14 protein-coding genes are annotated in these 16,812 nt (G+C 68.0%); 7 read left to right on the top strand and 7 right to left on the bottom strand.

Going from position 1 to position 16,812, the window contains the following annotated elements; genetic code table 11:
- Positions 1-70: 70 nt before the first annotated feature.
- Positions 71-916, bottom strand: coding sequence for a glycine betaine ABC transporter substrate-binding protein (locus tag IOC61_RS07300; protein ID WP_229332987.1), 846 nt, complete (start codon positions 914-916; stop codon positions 71-73).
- Positions 917-1,101: 185 nt separating this feature from the next.
- On the opposite strand from IOC61_RS07300, the gene IOC61_RS07295 reads away from it, so the two are divergent.
- The gene (locus IOC61_RS07295) at positions 1,102-2,937 is read left to right on the top strand and encodes a gamma-glutamyltransferase family protein (protein WP_195688198.1); all 1,836 of its coding nucleotides are present in this window, start codon (positions 1,102-1,104) and stop codon (positions 2,935-2,937) included.
- Positions 2,938-2,966: 29 nt separating this feature from the next.
- Here IOC61_RS07295 and IOC61_RS07290 read toward each other — a convergent pair whose 3' ends face one another.
- Together IOC61_RS07290 and rraA are read right to left on the bottom strand one after the other, a co-directional pair.
- Positions 2,967-4,871 carry a glycerophosphodiester phosphodiesterase family protein gene (locus tag IOC61_RS07290; protein WP_195688197.1) on the bottom strand — a complete coding sequence of 635 codons (1,905 nt, stop codon included), beginning with the start codon at positions 4,869-4,871 and terminating at the stop codon, positions 2,967-2,969.
- 30 nt (positions 4,872-4,901) lie between these two features.
- Positions 4,902-5,387, bottom strand: a complete 486-nt coding sequence (rraA, locus tag IOC61_RS07285) for a ribonuclease E activity regulator RraA (protein WP_195688196.1) — start codon at positions 5,385-5,387, stop codon at positions 4,902-4,904.
- A 341-nt stretch (positions 5,388-5,728) separates the two neighbouring features.
- Here rraA and IOC61_RS07280 point away from each other — a divergent pair, with 341 nt between their 5' ends.
- Positions 5,729-6,700, top strand: coding sequence for a YbgA family protein (locus IOC61_RS07280; RefSeq protein ID WP_195688195.1), 972 nt, complete (start codon positions 5,729-5,731; stop codon positions 6,698-6,700).
- A 25-nt stretch (positions 6,701-6,725) separates the two neighbouring features.
- Complete coding sequence (locus IOC61_RS07275) at positions 6,726-7,940, top strand: methyltransferase (RefSeq protein ID WP_324254699.1); 1,215 nt, start codon at positions 6,726-6,728, stop codon at positions 7,938-7,940.
- 26 nt (positions 7,941-7,966) lie between these two features.
- Here IOC61_RS07275 and IOC61_RS07270 read toward each other — a convergent pair whose 3' ends face one another.
- The 4 genes from IOC61_RS07270 to IOC61_RS07255 form a co-directional block, all read right to left on the bottom strand.
- Positions 7,967-9,145 (bottom strand): extracellular solute-binding protein, encoded by a 1,179-nt coding sequence (locus tag IOC61_RS07270; protein ID WP_195688193.1) that lies wholly within the window; start codon positions 9,143-9,145, stop codon positions 7,967-7,969.
- Positions 9,138-10,850 (bottom strand): chloride channel protein, encoded by a 1,713-nt coding sequence (locus IOC61_RS07265; protein WP_324254698.1) that lies wholly within the window; start codon positions 10,848-10,850, stop codon positions 9,138-9,140. The genes IOC61_RS07270 and IOC61_RS07265 overlap by 8 nt, the downstream gene beginning before the upstream one ends.
- Positions 10,851-11,009: 159 nt before the next feature.
- Positions 11,010-11,402 carry a glutaredoxin family protein gene (locus IOC61_RS07260; RefSeq protein WP_195688192.1) on the bottom strand — a complete coding sequence of 131 codons (393 nt, stop codon included), beginning with the start codon at positions 11,400-11,402 and terminating at the stop codon, positions 11,010-11,012.
- Between the two features lie 75 nt (positions 11,403-11,477).
- Positions 11,478-12,620: a ChaN family lipoprotein gene (locus IOC61_RS07255; RefSeq protein WP_195688191.1), complete on the bottom strand. Its 1,143-nt coding sequence runs from the start codon at positions 12,618-12,620 to the stop codon at positions 11,478-11,480.
- A gap of 208 nt (positions 12,621-12,828) precedes the next feature.
- Between IOC61_RS07255 and IOC61_RS07250 the strand changes: the two genes are divergently transcribed.
- The 4 genes from IOC61_RS07250 to IOC61_RS07235 are packed head-to-tail and all read left to right on the top strand — an operon-like array spanning position 12,829 to position 16,756.
- Positions 12,829-13,812, top strand: coding sequence for a metal ABC transporter solute-binding protein, Zn/Mn family (locus IOC61_RS07250; protein ID WP_324254697.1), 984 nt, complete (start codon positions 12,829-12,831; stop codon positions 13,810-13,812).
- 3 nt (positions 13,813-13,815) lie between these two features.
- Positions 13,816-14,628 carry a metal ABC transporter ATP-binding protein gene (locus IOC61_RS07245; protein ID WP_195688190.1) on the top strand — a complete coding sequence of 271 codons (813 nt, stop codon included), beginning with the start codon at positions 13,816-13,818 and terminating at the stop codon, positions 14,626-14,628.
- On the top strand, positions 14,622-15,836 hold the full coding sequence (locus IOC61_RS07240; RefSeq protein WP_229332986.1) for a metal ABC transporter permease: 1,215 nt from the start codon (positions 14,622-14,624) through the stop codon (positions 15,834-15,836). The genes IOC61_RS07245 and IOC61_RS07240 overlap by 7 nt, the downstream gene beginning before the upstream one ends.
- Positions 15,833-16,756: a metal ABC transporter permease gene (locus IOC61_RS07235; protein ID WP_195688189.1), complete on the top strand. Its 924-nt coding sequence runs from the start codon at positions 15,833-15,835 to the stop codon at positions 16,754-16,756. Before IOC61_RS07240 ends, IOC61_RS07235 begins: the two co-directional genes overlap by 4 nt.
- Positions 16,757-16,812 lie beyond the last annotated feature (56 nt).

Raw genomic sequence — 16,812 nt, 5'->3', positions numbered from 1 at the left:
CGACAATGCCCGGCTATTGGCCGGGCATTGTCGTGTGGGCTGCCTTAACCTTGCGTAAGGTCAAGCGTGATCAGTCGTCCTTGCCCAGCCACTCAGCGACAAGCTCGGGGTGTGCCTCGACCCAGGCGCGGGCGTTGGCCTCGTACTCGCCGTTGGCCTGGTTGGCCTCCATCAGATCCTGAACGTCATCGGCGCTCCAGGCGAAGCGGTCCAGGATGGCGGCGATCTCCGGCTTCTCCTCGGCGAGGCCCAGGCGCGTGATGGTGTGGATGCTCTCTTCCTGGGAGTAGAGGCCCTGGGGGTCCTCGAGATACCGCAGCGACTGACCCGCGAAGACCGGGTGCGGGGCCCAGGCGGTGACGACGATGGAATCCTGACGCTTCGTCGCGGCCTCCAGGGTCTTGCTCATGGCCGCATCGCTGCCGGCGACCAGCTGCCACTCCTCGAGGCCATAGGCCTCCATGGCCTGCTCGGTCAGGGCCATGATGCCGGCACCCGGGTCGATGCCGTGGATGCGTCGATCGAAGGTGTCGCCGGCCTCGGCCAGGTCCGCAATGGAGGTCGCCTCGACATAGCTCGGCACGGCCAGGCCGACCCGGGCATCGCTGAGGTTGGGGCCGAGATCCTCGACCTTGTCGCCCACGGAATCGTGGTAGCTGGCCTGGGTCACCGGCAGCCAGGCGCCGGTGAAGGCATCCAGCTCGCCCACGGAGAGCCCCTGCCAGATGGCGGCCAGGCTCACCGAGCGGATATCCACCTCATGGCCGGCATCCTCGAGTACCGCCTTGAGCACATAGGTGCTGGCCTGGCCGGTGGCCCATTCGCCGATGCCCAGGCGCAGGGTGTCGGCCTGGGCCATCGGGCTGATGGCGCCGAGCAGCAGGCCGGTGGAAGCGAGCAGCGAACGCAGAGTCATTACAAACATCTCCAGCAGGGGACAGGGGAAAACGGTCGTCGGCCCCTATGATACCTGTTCTCGCGCGATGACGAATCCGCCGCACGGCCTGGAGTGGCATCTCGGCAGCGGCAGGGGCGTTGCATGGACCACCTTCGGCTATGCTGACAGACTCTTGCCTGCATCCGATGACAAGGAGCCGTCCCATGGCCACTTCAGCAGCCACGCCCTTCCGCCGCCGACTGCTGGTTCGGCTTGCCGTCTCGCTGCTGGTCGGTCTGCCGCTCACCGTCCTGGGTGAGACGGAGTTCGAGTATCAGCGTCCCGAGATCGCGCCGGAGACCGGCTCGGGAAGCGAGGAGAAGCCCGGCTGGGAGACCCGTAACGTCGCCGTGGCCGCCGCCAACCCGCTGGCCGCCGACGCCGGCTACCAGATTCTCGAGGCCGGGGGCTCGGCCATCGACGCCGCCATCGCGGTGCAGATGGTGCTGACCCTGGTGGAGCCCCAGTCCAGCGGCATCGGCGGCGGCGCCTTCCTGATGTATCACGATGGCGAAGAGGTCATGGCCTATGACGGGCGCGAGAGCGCCCCAGCCGCGGTGGACGAGACGCTGTTCCTGGATGGGGAGGGTGAACCCCTGGCGTTCGCGGAGGCGGTGGCCAGCGGCCGCTCGGTCGGTGTCCCCGGGACCCTGCGCATGCTGGAGATGGCCCACAAGGCCCATGGCAAGTTGCCCTGGGCCGAACTCTTCGAGCCGGCGATTACCCTGGCCGATGAGGGCTTTGACGTGAGTCCGCGACTGCATCGAAGCATCGCCGACACCGACGGCCTGCGCGACGACGACCGGGCGGCGGAGTTCTACTACACCGAGGAGGGCGAGCCGCTGCCGTCGGGACACCGGCTCAGGAATCCGGCCCTGGCCGTGACGCTCGAGAAGGTCGCCGCCGAGATGAGCTCGGCGCTGCATACCGGCAGGGTCGCCGAGGATATCGTGGCGCGGGTCGAGCATCACCCCGATATACCCGGCACCCTGAGTCTCGAGGACATGGCCACCTACTCGGCGCTGGAACGCGAGCCGCTCTGTACCGACTGGCAGGCCTACCGGGTTTGCGGGTTTCCACCCCCCTCGTCGGGTCATCTGACCGTGATGCAGATCCTCGGCATCATGGAGCAGCTGCCTGCCCTCGAGGTCGGTCTGGACGACGGGCTTCCCGATGCCGAGTGGCTACACCGCTTCCTCGAGGCATCGCGGCTGGCCTTCGCCGATCGTGGACGCTATATCGCCGACCCGGATTTCGTCGAGGCGCCCGGGGAGGATTGGTCGCTGATGCTGGCGCCTGACTACCTGGAGAAGCGTGCCGAGCTGATCAGGGCGGAGCAGAGCATGGGCAGCGGCGGGGCGAGCCCGGGCAATCCCGGTAGCCTGGCCACCGCCTGGGCGGTGCAGCCGACCCAGCCCGAACATGGCACCAGCCATATCAGCATCATCGACGCCCATGGCAATGCCCTGGCCATGACCGGCTCCATCGAGCAGGCCTTCGGGGCGCGCATCCTCTCCGATGGGGGCAGCGGCATGCCGGGAGGATTTTTGCTCAACAATGAGCTGACCGACTTCTCCTTCGCCCCCACGGATGATGAAGGCACCCCCATCGCCAATCGGGTAGAGCCCGGCAAGCGCCCACGCTCGAGCATGAGCCCGACCCTGGTCTTCGACCGCGAGAGTGGTGAGCTGGTGGCGAGCCTGGGCTCCTCCGGGGGGGCGGCTATCATCCACTACACCGCCCGCTCGCTGGTGGCGATGCTCGACTGGGGGCTGAATGCCCAGCAGGCGCTGGACCTGCCCCATGCCATCACCCTCGGCGGGCCGGTCTATCTGGAGGCGGGGCGCTTCCCGGCGGCCATACAGCAGGCGCTGCGCGAGCGCGGTCATGAGCTTCAGGAGCGGGAGCTGAACAGCGGCCTGCAGGCGATCCAGCGCACCGAGGAGGGGCTGTTCGGCGGCGCCGACCCGCGCCGTGAAGGTGTGGTGATGGGGGATTAGGGTCGAGGTTCGAGGAGCGAGGTTCGTCCCTATTGCCTGAGCCAGTTATGCAGCTTGATCAGCAGCAGGGCGCCATCGCCGAGCTCCCGGCGCTCGGCGATCAGCTCCGCGAGCAGGGCGGGGCGGTCGGTGATAATGGCATCCACCCCCATGTCGATCAGCTGCGACATGCGTGAGCGCTTGTTGGTCGTCCAGGCGTGGAGTTCGTAGCCGTAGCGTTTCGCCAGGCTGACCTCCTGCTCGTCGATGCGGTTATGGCGCAGGCCCAGGGCATCCAGGCGTCGGCGCTCCAGGCTGCCGGGCAGGATCAGCTGGGCCAGCAGGGTCACCCGTTGTTCGGGATAGCGGGACTGTATCGTCCGAGCCAGCCTCGGCGAGGTGGTGGCCAGGCGGGTCTCGGCGGTGACGTCGGGATTCCCGCAGGCCTGCACCGCTGTAGCCTGTGTCGTCGTGTCCGCTACCGCTACCGCTTCCGTCAGGCAGCGGTGGCGCGCTGCCTGCTCCTCCTGCAGTGCCGCAACCACCGCATCGACCAGGGCCTCCTCCCGGCCAGGGTCGGTCTTCAGGTCGATCATCAGGCCGCTGCGGCCGCGTACCGCGGCCAGCGCCTCATCCAGCCCGGGAATCGGCTCGCCCACGAAGGGGTCGCCGAACCAGCTGCCCACATCGACATTGGCCAGGGTCTCGCGCTCGAGCTCGCCGATCCGCCGAGGGTCGCCGGTCAGGCGCTGCAGGCTGCTGTCGTGATAGAGGACCACCTGGTGATCGCGGGTCAGGCGCACATCTAGTTCGACCATATCGGCGCCGTCGTCCAGGGCGCGATGTATCGCCGGCAGGGTGTTCTCGGGGGCGTCCAGGGAGCTGCCGCGATGGGCGATCACGGTCACCTCGTCCTGCAGCGTGAAGCTGTTGACGATCAGCCAGGCCTGCCACACGGCGAAGAGCACCACGCCCAGCTCCACCATCCAGGCCAGGCGGCCGGGGTGGGCATCGGCGGGGGGCGGTGCCGGACGCGCCTCGCGGTGGGTCAGACGCAGATAGAGACAAGTCGAGAGCAGCGCGTTGGCGGCGATACCGGCGAAGGTGATCGCCAGGGTCACCAGCACATAGGCGGTCAGGTAGGCGAGGGTGGCCGGAATCAGCACGGCATTGCGCTCCGGCAGCCACCACAGCAATGGGGTGATCAGCCAGTCGAAGGCGAGGGTGACCAGGATCGGCAGGATCAGGATCAGCGCCAGCAGGACGAGGGAGATCGCGGCAATGGAGCGCCGCTTCCCCCGCGTGATCCGGGAGCTGTGCAGCAGGGCACGCCTTGGCGAGAGGGTTTCCAGTGCCACCAGCGGCAGGGCCAGAATCCAGCGCACGTAGAGGGAGGCGGCGAGCCCTGCCCAGGCCGCTACCAGGGGCAAAGCCAGGGCGAGGAACTGCCAAAGCGCCGGCGGTCGCACACGCTGCACATAATAGGGGTCGAGGCCGCCAAGCAGGGCGCCATGCAGCCAGACCAGGGTGAGGGCGACCGGCAGAACCAGCAGCAGGTGGGTCCCTACCTGAATGACGACCAGTCCGGCCAGTGCCGGCAGGCGATGCAGGGACCACCACAGCGCCTCGAAGGCCAGGCGCACATGGCGGTCGCGGGGGCGGGCCGCCACCAGGATCATCCCCGCCTGCTGCAGGTAGAGCACCAGGAAGGTGAGCCCGATGGCCGCCAGCAGCCATAGGATACCCGCCGGGCTCAGCAGCAGGTCGAGCAGCTCGGCGCCGCTGATCACCGTGCGCCCGAATCGACCCACGAGCCCGGCCAGGCTCCAGGCCACCGCCGGCAGCAGCAGGCTGGAGGCCAGCACGGTAAAGAACAGGTGGTAGGCCACCAGCGGGCGCAGATGGTCTCTCAGGCTTCGCAGGAGGTCTCGGCTCAGGCTGGTGAGCGCCAGCATGTCAGGCTCCAGGCATTGGTTGACAGGGTGTCAGTCGAGGGACAGGCGCTCGTCGGCGACCAGGATGCCGTTGTTGTCGGCATAGAGCCACTGGCCGGGGGTGAGGGTGACGCCGGCGAAGGTCACCGGCACATCGCGCCGTCCTTCACCGTGTTTTTCGCTTCTGCGCGGGTGGGCACCGAGGGCCTGCACGCCGAGGTCGATCTCAGCCAGCACATCGACATCACGCACGCAACCATACAGGATCACGCCGCTCCAGCCGTTACCGGCCGCCTGTTCGGCCAGCATATCGCCGAGCATGGCGCAGCGCTGAGAGCCGCCGCCATCCACCACCAGCACGGCGCCTTCGCCGGGCTCGGCCACGGCCTGCTTGACCAGGGAGTTGTCCTCGAAGCACTTGACGGTACGAATCGGGCCACAGAAGGCCTCGCGGCCACCGAAGTTGATAAACAGCGGGTCGAGGGCGCGCACCTCGGGATGGGCGTCGCAGATATCCGGTGTGACGATCTGGCTCATGGCTGGGCTCCTTGCTTGATGAGGGAGTCCCGATGATGCCATACCGACCGCCCGAAGATCATCGCTCGAAAGAGTGGCCGTTGCAGGGCTTTCGCAGTAGTAGGAATCAAGGGGCGCTGGGGGCAAGCCGATGAGGAGGTCCGAGGACCAGGGACGGCCGAGGTAGCGTACAGGGAGGTATTTACAGCGCCTCCTCGGAGGCTTGTCGCCAGATCAGCCCCGGGCTACCGAGCTGCCAAGCTATCTGCGTTAGCCCTGGGACGCATGGTGTTATCGGCTATGACACAATAAGAGAATAAACGAGGCCAGGCTGAGAGCGTCGAAGGGAGAGGAGGGTGATCATGGGTGACAAGGTGAGGGATGAACAACGGATTCCGGTGGGGATCAGCGCCTGCCTGACAGGGGAGGAGGTGCGCTACAACGGGGGTCACAAGCGATCACGCTACTGCCTGGAGGTGCTCGGTGAGCGTTTCGCGTTCGAGCCCTTCTGCCCTGAGCTCGAGGCGGGGCTGGGCGTGCCACGTGAGCCCATCCGCATGGTTGGCCTCGAGGGAGAGGAGCCGCGGGTGGTGGGCACCCGTAACCCCGAACTGGATGTCTCCGAGCGGCTCTCAACGGTGAGTCGTGAGTTTATCGCCCGCCACCGTCATCTGCGCGGCTTTATCCTGATGAAGGGCTCGCCGAGCTGCGGCCTGGAGCGGGTCAAGGTCTACCGCCCCGACAATGGCATGCCCAGCCACTCGGATGCCGGTGCCTTCGTGCGCGAACTGCGCCGCCACTTCCCGGAATTGCCTCTGGAGGAGGAGGCGCGCATGAACGACGCCGTACTGCGCGAGAACTTCATCACCCGGGTATATGCCTATGATGACTGGAAGCGCCATCTGGAGGGCGCGCCCAGCTATCACGAGCTGCTGCAGTTCCATAGCCGTCAGAAGTACCTGTTGATGGCCCACGACGTGGAGGCCTATCGGGAACTGGGGCGCTATCTGGCCGAATCCGCCAAGCAGCCTCTCGAGGAGTCCATGGCGCACTATCTGGAGCGTTTCATGGCGGCCCTGGCCAAACCCGCCACCCGCAAGACTCACGCCAATGCCCTGATGCATGTCTTCGGCTATCTCAAGACGGCCCTGGACGGTGAGACCAAGCAGGACCTGCTGGCCGCCATCGATGACTACCGACAGGGACATGTGCATCTGGCGGTGCCGATTCGCCTGCTCAGCCACTATCTGAAGCGCCATGGCTCCGACTATATCTGTGCCCAGACCTACCTCGACCCGCACCCCTACGAGCTGGGGTTGCGCAATACCATCTGATCCTCGATCTGCCCCGGGAGAGCCTGTGTCCGATCCATGGAGTCCGGCCCGGCGCCTCGAGCGCCTGACCGAGCTGCTCGCCACCTGGCGACCGCTATGGCACCCCCTGCCGTTTCAGTACCCCCGGCTACCCTGGTCAGCCGAGTGGTCCGCCATGGCCGAGGCGTTGCTGTCACTCTCCGATGCCGAGGCGGAGCGCCTGCAGGAGACGCCCTTCATTGATTCGCCGCTGGCCGACTGGCTGCCGGTGGCGGAGCTCGAGGCGCTGACTCGCCTGCCGCGGCTGTCGGGAGAGGGGGAGCCTCTGCCGGAGCGCTGGGCGGCGCATATGGGGGGACGCAAGTGGCGCCAGGTTCAGGCCTTCCTGCCCAGGGTGTGTCTGCGCCAGGAGGAGTCGCCGCTGGAGTGGTGCGCCGGCAAGGGACACCTGGCCCGCACCCTGGCGCGTCACCACGGCGTCGAGGTCGCGGCGCTGGAGTGGGATGCCACCCTGTGCAGTAGCGGCGCCGCGCTTGCCGAGGCCCAGGATGCGCCGGTGGTGCTGGCCCGCCAGGATGTCATGGCGCCGGGCGTCGAGCGCTGGCTGGCGCCGGGTTCCCACGCCTGTGCGCTGCACGCCTGCGGGGACCTGCATCGCCGCCTGCTGGAGCGGGTCGTGGACGCCGGATGTGCGGTGACCCTGGCGCCATGCTGCTATCAGCGCACCGCCGATGCCTGGTATCGACCGCTCTCGCGTCTCGCTGCCGACGGCATGGCGCGCTTCCGGCTTGAACTCTCCCGGGATGACCTGTCCATGGCGGTTCAGGAGACGGTCACCGCACCGCGGCATGACCGGCGCCATCGCCAGCGGGCGGGGGCCTGGCGGCTCGGCTTCGACCGCTTGCAGCGCGAGGTGCGGGGCGTCGACGACTATCTGCCGGTGCCGAGCCTGGCCTATGGTCGCATGCCGGCGACCTTCGAGGCGTTCTGTCGCTGGGCCGCTGCCCGCAAGGGCATCACGCTGCCCGGTGGCATCGACTGGGCCGGCCATGAGGCATGGGGTCAGCGCCGCCAGCGGGACGTGACGCGCCTGGAACTGGTGCGCCACCTGTTTCGTCGCCCCCTGGAGGTCTGGCTGGGGCTGGACCGCCTGGTCTTCCTCGAGGAGGCCGGCTATGACGCCGAGCTCGGTACCTTCTGCGAGCGCGAGCTTACCCCGCGGAATCTGCTGATTCGGGGGCGGCGCGGCGGTCCGCCTTGAGGCGGTGGTCGACGCGGCGTTCTAACTCACGGGGTCTTCTGGCGTTGGGTATCCCCGGCGGCGCTTTCCGATGCGGCCGGGCTCGGCCCGGCAGCGGCCGGAAAAGTGTCGCCCCGAGCCTCCAACCAGGCCGCGAAGTAGTCGTTCATGCGCGTCAGGGTGCGCGCATACCAGGCCTCGTCCTTGGTGATGGCGTGTTCGGCGTTGAGCGGATGCGTGGGGATATGCAGGCGCATATCCACGCCGCTCACCGGGTGGCGACCGACCCGGACGGCGGCAGACTCACGCGCCGGCCCGTAGGGAATTCGCCGGGCCAGGGCGGCGAGCCGCTCGGTGGAGGTGGCGAAGCGGATAAAGTCGCGGGCGGCCCGGGGATGGCGGGCATGGCGGGGAATCACCCAGGTCTCGTGCTCCTGAACCTGACCGTCCCAGAGAATCTCGAGGGGCGCGCCTCGCTGGACCATGGCATCGAAGAAGCGCCCGTTGTAGCCCGATGCCATGACCACCTGGCCATGGGTGAGCAGCTCCACGGGCGCCTCGCCCTCTTCCCACCAGCGGATGGTATCCAGCTGGTCCAGGCGCTTGAGGGCAAGGCTCAGCCCCCGCGGGGTGCTGAGCAGTCGATAGAGCTCCTGGCGGGGGACACCGCTGGCGAGCAGTGCCCACTCGAGATTGACCGCCGGGGTGCGCTGCAGGGCCCGGGGGCCCGGAAAGCGCTGCTGGTCGAAGAGGTCGGCGATGCGAGAGGGGCGCCGCCCCGGGAAGGCGTCGGGACGATAGGCCACCACCGTGGCAAACAGTGTATGGGTGAGGGCGCAGGCGCCGATGGCCCCCAGGATAAAGTCCCGCTCGGCGGGGGTGCCGTCCGGGGCCGGGGCAGCCAGATCCGGCGGCAGAGGCTGCAGCAGCCCCTCGTCACAGGCGGCCATGGCCTCGCTGCGGGTCATGTCGATCACATCCCAGGGCACCTCGCCGGCGGCGATGGCGTGGCGCAGTTCGTCCAGGCCACCGGCGTAGCGCGCCACCTCGATCTCGATCCCGGTCTGCTCGGTGAAAGGGGTGAACAGGGCCTCGCGCTGGGCGCGCTCGTAGGCACCGCCCCAGCTAAGCACCCGCAGGGGCTCGGCCGAGACCACAGGGCCCGAGGCCATCAGCACCCATAGCGCCAATAGCACCACCAGCAGGTCAGGAGTCGGCCTACCCATGGCCATGCTCCTCGCGGCGCAGGGCATCGCTCTGGTCCAGGTAGGCATGGGCGATCGTGATCTCGTAGACCACACCACAGAAGATGCCGTCGTCGATCACGGCCAGGGCCTCGCCGGAGACCTCCTCGAGCAGGGTCATCGCCGCCCACAGGGTGGTGTCGGGACGCAGCGTCGGCCGGGTTGTATCCCGGCACTCCCCGGCCCGTCGGGGTGGGCTCGCCGCCTGCCGCGCCGCCTCCAGGTCGGCCAGTGTCACGCAGCCATGAAAGCGCCCCCGGGCATCCACCAGGTAGGCCTCGGCATGGTGCTGCCGGGCGATGCCGACGATGGCCTCGTCCAGCGACGCCTCGGGGGAGAGGGTGACACACTCTCGGGTTAGGTAATCGGTCACGCGGGTGCCCATCAGCAGGGCCTGGTCACGCCCGGAGGAGAGATCCAGCCCCCGCTCGCGCAGCTGAATATCGAACAGCGAGCGCCCGAACAGCTGAGCGGCGATGGGGCTGGCCAGGGTCACGCTGGCCAGGGCCGCGGTGGTCAGGGCGTAGTTGCCGGTCAGCTCGAAGACGATCAGCAGGCTGGTCAGCGGGGCGCCGATGACCGGAGCGGTGACGGCGACCATGCCACAGACCGCATAGAAGACGAAGGTCTCCTGGGAGATGCCGGTCACGCCGGCCGCCAGGGTGCCGCAGAGCGCGCCGAACAGCATGCCGACCACCAGGGCGGGGCTGAACACGCCGCCGCTGAAGCCCATGCCCAGACACAGGGCGGTGGCCGCCACCTTCAGGCCCAGCACCAGCAGCAGCTCGCCGCTGCCGAAGGCTCCGGCGATGGTGGCGAAGCGCAGGGTCTCCTGGCCCATGCCGAGGATATCGGGCACCCAGAGTGCCGCCACGCCCAGCAGGGCACCCGCCAGGGCCGGCTGCAGTGCCGAGCGTAGCGGGAGTTGCCTGGCGAGGCGGCCGACGCCGAGAATGGCATGCATGTAGCCCCCGGCCAGCAGGGCGCCCAGCCCGCCGATGGCGACGAACAGGGCGAACTCCCAGGCCTGGGGGACCACGGTCTCGGCGACATGAAAGAGGGCGCCCTGGGCCAGTGCCTGGGTGGCGATCACATGGCCGACCAGGGCCGCGGCGGCGAGGGGAGCGAAGGCACGCAGTGCGTAGTGACGCAGCACCACCTCATGGGCGAAGACAATACCCGCCAACGGCGCATTGAAGGCGGTGGCAATCGCCGCGGCCACCCCACAGGCGATGGTGATATTGTCGTCGGAACGACTCAGGCGCAGCAGTCGTGCGCCCAGGGAGCCGAGGCTGGCTCCCAGATGCACCAGCGGGCCGTACTGGCCTACCGAGGCGCCGGCACCCAGGGAGAGCAGGGCGGTAAAGGCGGAGACGACCCCGGCCTTGAGCGGCAGCCGGCCGCGGCGCGTCTGGACGGCGGCGATGGCATCGGTAGGCGTATGGGGGCGCCGTTCGGGAAGGAGCTGGTGCAGGTGGCCGACGATCAGTCCGCCCAGGGCGGGCACGGCCACGGTGGTCAGTATCAGCCATTCCGGCCAGGCAAACATCATGCGGCTGCGTGGCGAGATCAGCAGTATCTCGTTGAGCCACAGCACGCCGCGCACGAAACCGGCGGCAAACAGCGCCGCCACGCCACCCACCGTGGCGCCCAGTACCACCAGTCCCAGGAAGCGTAGCAGCGTCACAAGGCCGCGCGGCGTGGGTGGGTCATGGATCTCCATAACCAAGGTGTAGGCGCCAGGGCCATGGAGGTCCAGCCGGGGTTATGGCCGGATCGGCCCCGGGCGACCGAGCTGCCAAGCTAGCTGCGTTAGCCCCGGGATAGATCCCTTATGGTGGGACGGTCACGCCGTGGCGAAGCGCTGGTGCAGCCAGGCGTTGATATCGTCGGACTCGTAGAGCCACTCGACCTCGCCGTCGGCGTGGGCGATACGCAGGCAGGGAACCTTGACGCGGCCACCGTTCTCGGCGAGCTCGCGGCGATGCTGCTGGTCGAACTGGGCGTCGCGGGCCTCGATGGGCAGAGCCAGGCGGGCGAGCTCCTTGCGCACCTTGACGCAGAAGGGGCAGGTGCGGAACTGGTAGAGGGCGAGGTCTTCACAGGCGCGATCGACCTCGGCCTGCTCCTCCGGTGAGCGCTCCACGGCCCTGGGGGTCGTGAGCTTTTCGGAAATCAGCACGATCGGTGCCAGCACCAGGCGCAGGCCGCGGAAGAACAGGCGAATCAGGGGACGCATTGGGTCTCGATATCCTCGTGGGTTCTCTGGGGGGCGGCCATGATGCCATGCCCCCCGGTGAGCGGCCACCCGGGGTCAGGGCATATCAACGGGGAAGCGGGCGAGGATCTCGCGGACCTCACCGTCGCGCACGATCTCCAGTGGCAACAGGGTGCCAGGGGGCTGGCGCCGGATGATCGCGACCAGCTGCCCCACGGTATCCAGCGGGCGGCCGGCGGCGAGGACGATGACGTCATCTTCGCTTAGGCCGCTCGCCGCGGCCACGCTCTCCGGGGCCACCCGGTCGATCCTGATCCCGGCCTCGTTCGGGACCAGCAGCACGCCCAGTCGTGGCGGTGCCTCTGGCTCATGGCGTGACTCGTCCCCCAGGCCGAACAGCACATCGGCGACCGCCTCGGGGGGCGGGCACTCGCGCTGTGCCGACCAGGCCAGCAGCGTGCGATGGGCGCGGAGCCCGAGGTCCTCGAGCTGGTGAGGAACCCCGTGGCCATGCCTGAGGTGTCCCTCTCCCATCAGACCGACGACCAGCGGCACCCGCTCGGCGGCGCTGGCGAGGCCTTCGGCCATGGCACGATCCCACACCAGCTGGGCCTCGATAAAGCGCTCGAGCCCTCCCGGGGCATCGGTTTCGCTGGGGTGTCTGCCATACAGCTCGGTGAGGAGGCCGACGTAGTCGGGGGGTGGCGCCGCGGGTGGCGTCAGGCCATGTCGTTCCTCCGGCGCTACCTTCTCCCAGCCCTGTGTGCTTAGTCGCCGGCGCAACTCGGGGGTAACGTTCAGCGCTACCAGCGGGATACGGTTCATGCGCGCGAAGTGCAGGATCGGCAGGTAGAGCTCTGGGTCATAGCCCCAGGCTTCGTGCCAGTCGCTGGAGGAGAGGAAGGCCGCCTCATCGAGCTCTCCTGCCACCCAGGCATCCAGCGCCGGCTGGGCCTTGCGCGGCAGCATCTCGAGACCGATCGCCATCGCGGGCTGGTGGGCGTGCAGCGCCGCCAGGGTGTGCAGCTGCCAGCGGTGGTGGGCCTGACGCTCGTGCTGTTCGCCGAGCAGCACGACCCGCTGGGAAGCGAGCTCGCGCATCAGGGTGTCGGCGGGTATCGCATCGGAGCCGCGCTGCCACTCCCCCGGTCGAGGACATTCGTCGGCCAGGCCAATGGCAGGCAGGCCGCTCAGGGTCAAGGCAAGAAGGGGGGCAGCAAGCAGATGACGGCGCGGCATGGCGTCTCCTCGGGGAGGCAGTGACCTTTCGAGGGGTTACCATACCCCAGGCGGTGAGGCGTCGCGATCTTGCTCGGTGAGCGCTTACGAGCGGGCTGCCTTGAAGGATAAGTTGAACGACTGGTAATCGTAGTAATTCCCGTTATCCTGTGTGGTTGTTGCAGCGTACCCCCGGCCTTTTGCCTTGAAACCTGTCCAGGAGCCCTCCGTGCCGAAACTCTCTCGACGACTCGCCTCTCTACTGGGACTCATCTTGATGCTGGTGGTCGCCCCCGCACTCGCCGACTCGCGATTGAACGTGGTGGCCACCACCGGCATGATCGCCGATGTCGTGCGCGAAATAGGCGGCGATCGGGTCGAGGTAAAAGGGCTGATGGGACCCGGGGTCGACCCGCACCTCTACCGTCAGACGCGCAGCGATGTGGTGGCCATGAGTCGCGCCGACGCGGTGTTCTGGAACGGCCTCAATCTCGAGGTGCAGCTGACCGATCTGCTGGATCGCCTGGCCCAGCGAAGCCCGGTCTATGCCGTGGGCGAGGCGGTGCCGCGGGAGAGGCTGCTCGCCGACGAGGATTACGCCGACCAGCCCGACCCCCATATCTGGATGGATCCCGGTCGCTGGCGCCATGCGGTCGTTGCCGTGCGCGATGCGCTGATCGAACTGGACCCCGAAGCCACCGAGGAGTTCGAGGCCCGCACCGAGGCGTACCTGGAGAATCTCGAGGCGCTGGATGCCTATGCGCATGAGGTGCTGGACACCATTCCGGCCTCATCCCGTGTGCTGGTCACCGCCCACGATGCCTTCGGCTATTTTGGCGAGGCCTATGAACTGGAGGTGATGGGCATTCAAGGCTTCTCCACCGAGAGTGAGGCGGGGCTCTCGCGTATCGAGAACCTGGTCGATCTGCTGGTCGAGCGCGAGATCGGTGCCGTCTTCGTCGAGACCTCGGTGTCGGAGCGCAGTGTCCGCGCCTTGAGCGAGGGCAGTGCCGCGGTGGGTCACGAGGTGCGTATCGGTGGTGAGCTGTTTTCCGACGCCATGGGCCCCGAGGGAACCTATGAAGGGAGCTGGTTGGGCATGTTCGACCACAACGTGACGACCATCGCCCGCGCCCTGGGAGGCAGTGCGCCGGAGCAGGGCTGGCAGGGCCGCCTGGGCATGGATGCGTCCCATACCGACGAGGAGGAGTAACCCATGCCCGATTCACGCCTCGGCAAGGAAGTGATCGCCAGTCCCCTGGCGATCCAGGGGCTCACGGTCAGCTATGACCACCGCCCGGTCGTCCACTCGGTGGACTTCGTCACCCCGCCGGGCAGCATGAGCGCCATCATCGGCCCCAATGGCGCCGGCAAGTCGACGCTGCTCAAGGCGGCGCTGGGCATCACTCGGCGCCTCTCCGGCGAGGTGCGGGTCTTTGGCCGCCCGCTCGTTCAGGAGACCCGCCACCTGGCCTTCGTGCCTCAGCGCTCCAGTGTCGACTGGGACTTCCCTGCACGCGTCATCGACGTGGTGGGCATGGGGCTCTACCGGGACCTGCGCTGGTGGCAGTTCGGTTCCCGGCAGCTGCGCCAGCGCGCCATGGAGAGCCTGGCACGGGTCGGCATGGAAGGCTTTGCCGACCGCCAGATCGGCCAGCTCTCCGGCGGTCAGCAGCAGCGGGTGTTTCTGGCTCGGGCACTGATCCAGGAGGCCGATCTCACCATCCTCGATGAGCCCTTCGCCGGGGTCGATGCCGCGACCGAGGCGGCCATCATCCAGGTACTCAAGTCGTTGCGCGACGAGGGCCGAACCCTGCTCTGCGTGCATCATGACCTGGCCACGGTGCGTGACTACTTCGATCATGTGCTGCTGATGAATGTGCGGCGCATCGCAGCTGGCTCGGTCGACGAGGCCTTCACCGAAGAGAACCTGCAGGCCACCTACGGCGGCCGACTCAGCCCGGTTCAGCTGGCGCGACTCACCGAGTCCCCGAGTGGCAGGCGCCAGGAGGAGGAGAGGAGATGGTGATGGAGACCTGGTGGCGGGCACTTACCTTCACCCTGGGTTACAACACGAGTCTGGTCACCGTGGGTGCCATGCTGCTGGCCGCCGCGGCGGGCATGGTGGGTAGTTATATCCTGCTGCGCAAGCGTGCCCTGGTCAGCGATGCCATCAGCCACGCCACCCTGCCGGGGCTGGCCCTGGCCTTCCTGGTCATGGGGATTTGGCAGGGCGATGGGCGGGTACTGCCGGTGCTGCTCGCCGGTGCCGCGGGGAGCGCCGCCCTGGGGTTGTGGCTGGTGCAACGCATCGCGGAGCGCACTCGACTGGGCGAGGATGCCGCCATCGGTGCCGTGCTATCGACCTTCTTCGCCTTCGGGGTGGTGCTGATCACCGTGATCCAGACCCTTTCGGTGCGCGGCCAGTCAGGCTTGAACAGCTACCTGGTAGGGGCGACCGCCGGCATGCTCTACTCCGAAGCGCTGCTGATCGCCGCCTGTGCCCTGGGACTGCTGGTGGCGCTGCTGGTGTGGCGACGCGACTTCTTGCTGCTCTGCTTCGACCCGGCCTTCGCCCGCACCCAGGGTTACAATACCAGCAGGCTCGATCTGCTGCTTCTGCTGCTGCTGATGGCGGTCGTGGTGATCGGCCTCAAGGTCACCGGACTGATCCTGATCGTGGCGCTGACCATCATTCCTCCGGTGGCGGCGCGGTTCTGGACCGATCAACCCATGCGCATGGTGGCCCTGGCCGCTCTGCTCGGGGCCCTGGCGGGCTATCTCGGCGTGACGCTCTCCAGCGTGCGTGAGGGTCTGCCCACCGGACCACTGATCGTGCTTTCCGCCTTCGGCCTGTTCCTGATCTCCTTTCTGTTCTCGCCGCGCCGCGGCGTGCTGGCCTCTCTACTCGCCTACCAGCGCCTGCGCCGGCGCGTGCATCTGCGTCAGGGGTTGCTGGCCCTGGGTCGCAACGAGCCGATCTTCGATGGCCTGACGCTGAGGCTGCTGCGCCGTCGCGGCCTGGTGCGCCGCGATGGGGTCGCCACCCCGGCGGGCGAGGCGGCGGCGCGCGACGCCGAGCATGAGGAGCGACTCTGGGCGCACTATCGGCGACGCTACCCGGATGATGCCCTGCATCGCGAGCATGCCGGTCTGACCCCGATCGGTCAGGTGCTGTCGGCGGATGCCATCATGGCCCTGGAGGCGGAGCTGCCCCCCGCGGAGGTGACACGATGAACGAGTTCATGATGTTCAGCCTGGTGCCGTTGACGATCGCGATCATCATCTCGATGACCTGTGCGCTGCTCGGCAACTTCCTGGTGCTGCGTCGCCAGAGCCTGATCGGCGACGCCATCAGTCATGTGGCGCTGCCCGGGATCGTGGTCAGCTTCCTGATTACCGGCACCCTGGCCTCGCTGGCCATGATGCTCGGCGCCGGGGTGGCCGCCCTGGTGACGGTGGCGCTGATCGAGCTGGTTCGCCGCCTGGGGCGGGTGGAGGGGACTGCCGCCATGGGCGTGGTCTTCACCAGCCTGTTCGCCGTCGGCGTGTTGCTGCTGGAGTGGCATGGCGCCTCCGGGGTGCACCTGGACGTCGAGCATGCCCTCTACGGCAACCTGGAGAGCCTGATCTGGTTCGATGGGGTTAGCCTTGCCTCGCTGTTCGACCCCCAGGCGCTGGCCGACCTTCCCCCCCAGCTGGGCCGGGCCGCCTGGGTCGGCCTGGTGGTGGTAGCCTTTGTGGTGGTGATGCGGCGTCCACTGGTGCTGGCCAGCTTCGACCCCGACTTCGCCGCCAGCATGCGCACCCGTCCGGCGCTGGTCGACCTGATGCTGGTGACCCTGGTGGCGGTGGCCGCCATCGCCGCCTTCGAGGCGGTAGGCTCGATCATCGTGATCGCCATGTTCATCTGCCCGGCCGCCGCCGCGCGGCTGATGACCAACCGCCTTGGCGTGCAGATCGTCTGGAGTCAGGTATTCGCCCTGCTGGCCGCGGTAGGGGGCTATCTGTTGGCCGGTGAGGCGCCGCGCTGGCTGGGCTTCGATACGTCGCTCAGCGCCGCCGGCATGATCGCCAGCCTGGCAGGTTTGATCCTGCTTGCCGCCTGCCTGTTCGGCCCCTGCCGCGCCCGCACGGGGGCGGCGCATCAGGACTGAATCGACCGCGGAGGGGGTAGACGGTACGGCAAGCATCGCGTGTACTGCCAGGAGCG

Source organism: Halomonas sp. KAO (assembly GCF_015595025.1).
In the GTDB taxonomy this organism is placed as follows: domain Bacteria; phylum Pseudomonadota; class Gammaproteobacteria; order Pseudomonadales; family Halomonadaceae; genus Halomonas.
The sequence above is the reverse complement of the archived record's forward strand: the minus strand, read 5'-3'. Positions and strand labels throughout refer to the sequence as shown.

What these genes read in the sequence shown, in the direction of transcription:
- IOC61_RS07240 (WP_229332986.1), top strand. Translation starts at nt 14,622, where the DNA reads ATGGTGATGGAGACCTGGTGGCGGGCACTTACCTTCACCCTGGGTTAC.
- IOC61_RS07235 (WP_195688189.1), top strand. Translation starts at nt 15,833, where the DNA reads ATGAACGAGTTCATGATGTTCAGCCTGGTGCCGTTGACGATCGCGATC.
- IOC61_RS07245 (WP_195688190.1), top strand. Translation starts at nt 13,816, where the DNA reads ATGCCCGATTCACGCCTCGGCAAGGAAGTGATCGCCAGTCCCCTGGCG.
- rraA (WP_195688196.1), bottom strand. Translation starts at nt 5,387, where the DNA reads ATGAGCCAGATCGTCACACCGGATATCTGCGACGCCCATCCCGAGGTG.
- IOC61_RS07255 (WP_195688191.1), bottom strand. Translation starts at nt 12,620, where the DNA reads ATGCCGCGCCGTCATCTGCTTGCTGCCCCCCTTCTTGCCTTGACCCTG.
- IOC61_RS07295 (WP_195688198.1), top strand. Translation starts at nt 1,102, where the DNA reads ATGGCCACTTCAGCAGCCACGCCCTTCCGCCGCCGACTGCTGGTTCGG.
- IOC61_RS07290 (WP_195688197.1), bottom strand. Translation starts at nt 4,871, where the DNA reads ATGCTGGCGCTCACCAGCCTGAGCCGAGACCTCCTGCGAAGCCTGAGA.
- IOC61_RS07300 (WP_229332987.1), bottom strand. Translation starts at nt 916, where the DNA reads ATGACTCTGCGTTCGCTGCTCGCTTCCACCGGCCTGCTGCTCGGCGCC.
- IOC61_RS07270 (WP_195688193.1), bottom strand. Translation starts at nt 9,145, where the DNA reads ATGGGTAGGCCGACTCCTGACCTGCTGGTGGTGCTATTGGCGCTATGG.
- IOC61_RS07280 (WP_195688195.1), top strand. Translation starts at nt 5,729, where the DNA reads ATGGGTGACAAGGTGAGGGATGAACAACGGATTCCGGTGGGGATCAGC.
- IOC61_RS07260 (WP_195688192.1), bottom strand. Translation starts at nt 11,402, where the DNA reads ATGCGTCCCCTGATTCGCCTGTTCTTCCGCGGCCTGCGCCTGGTGCTG.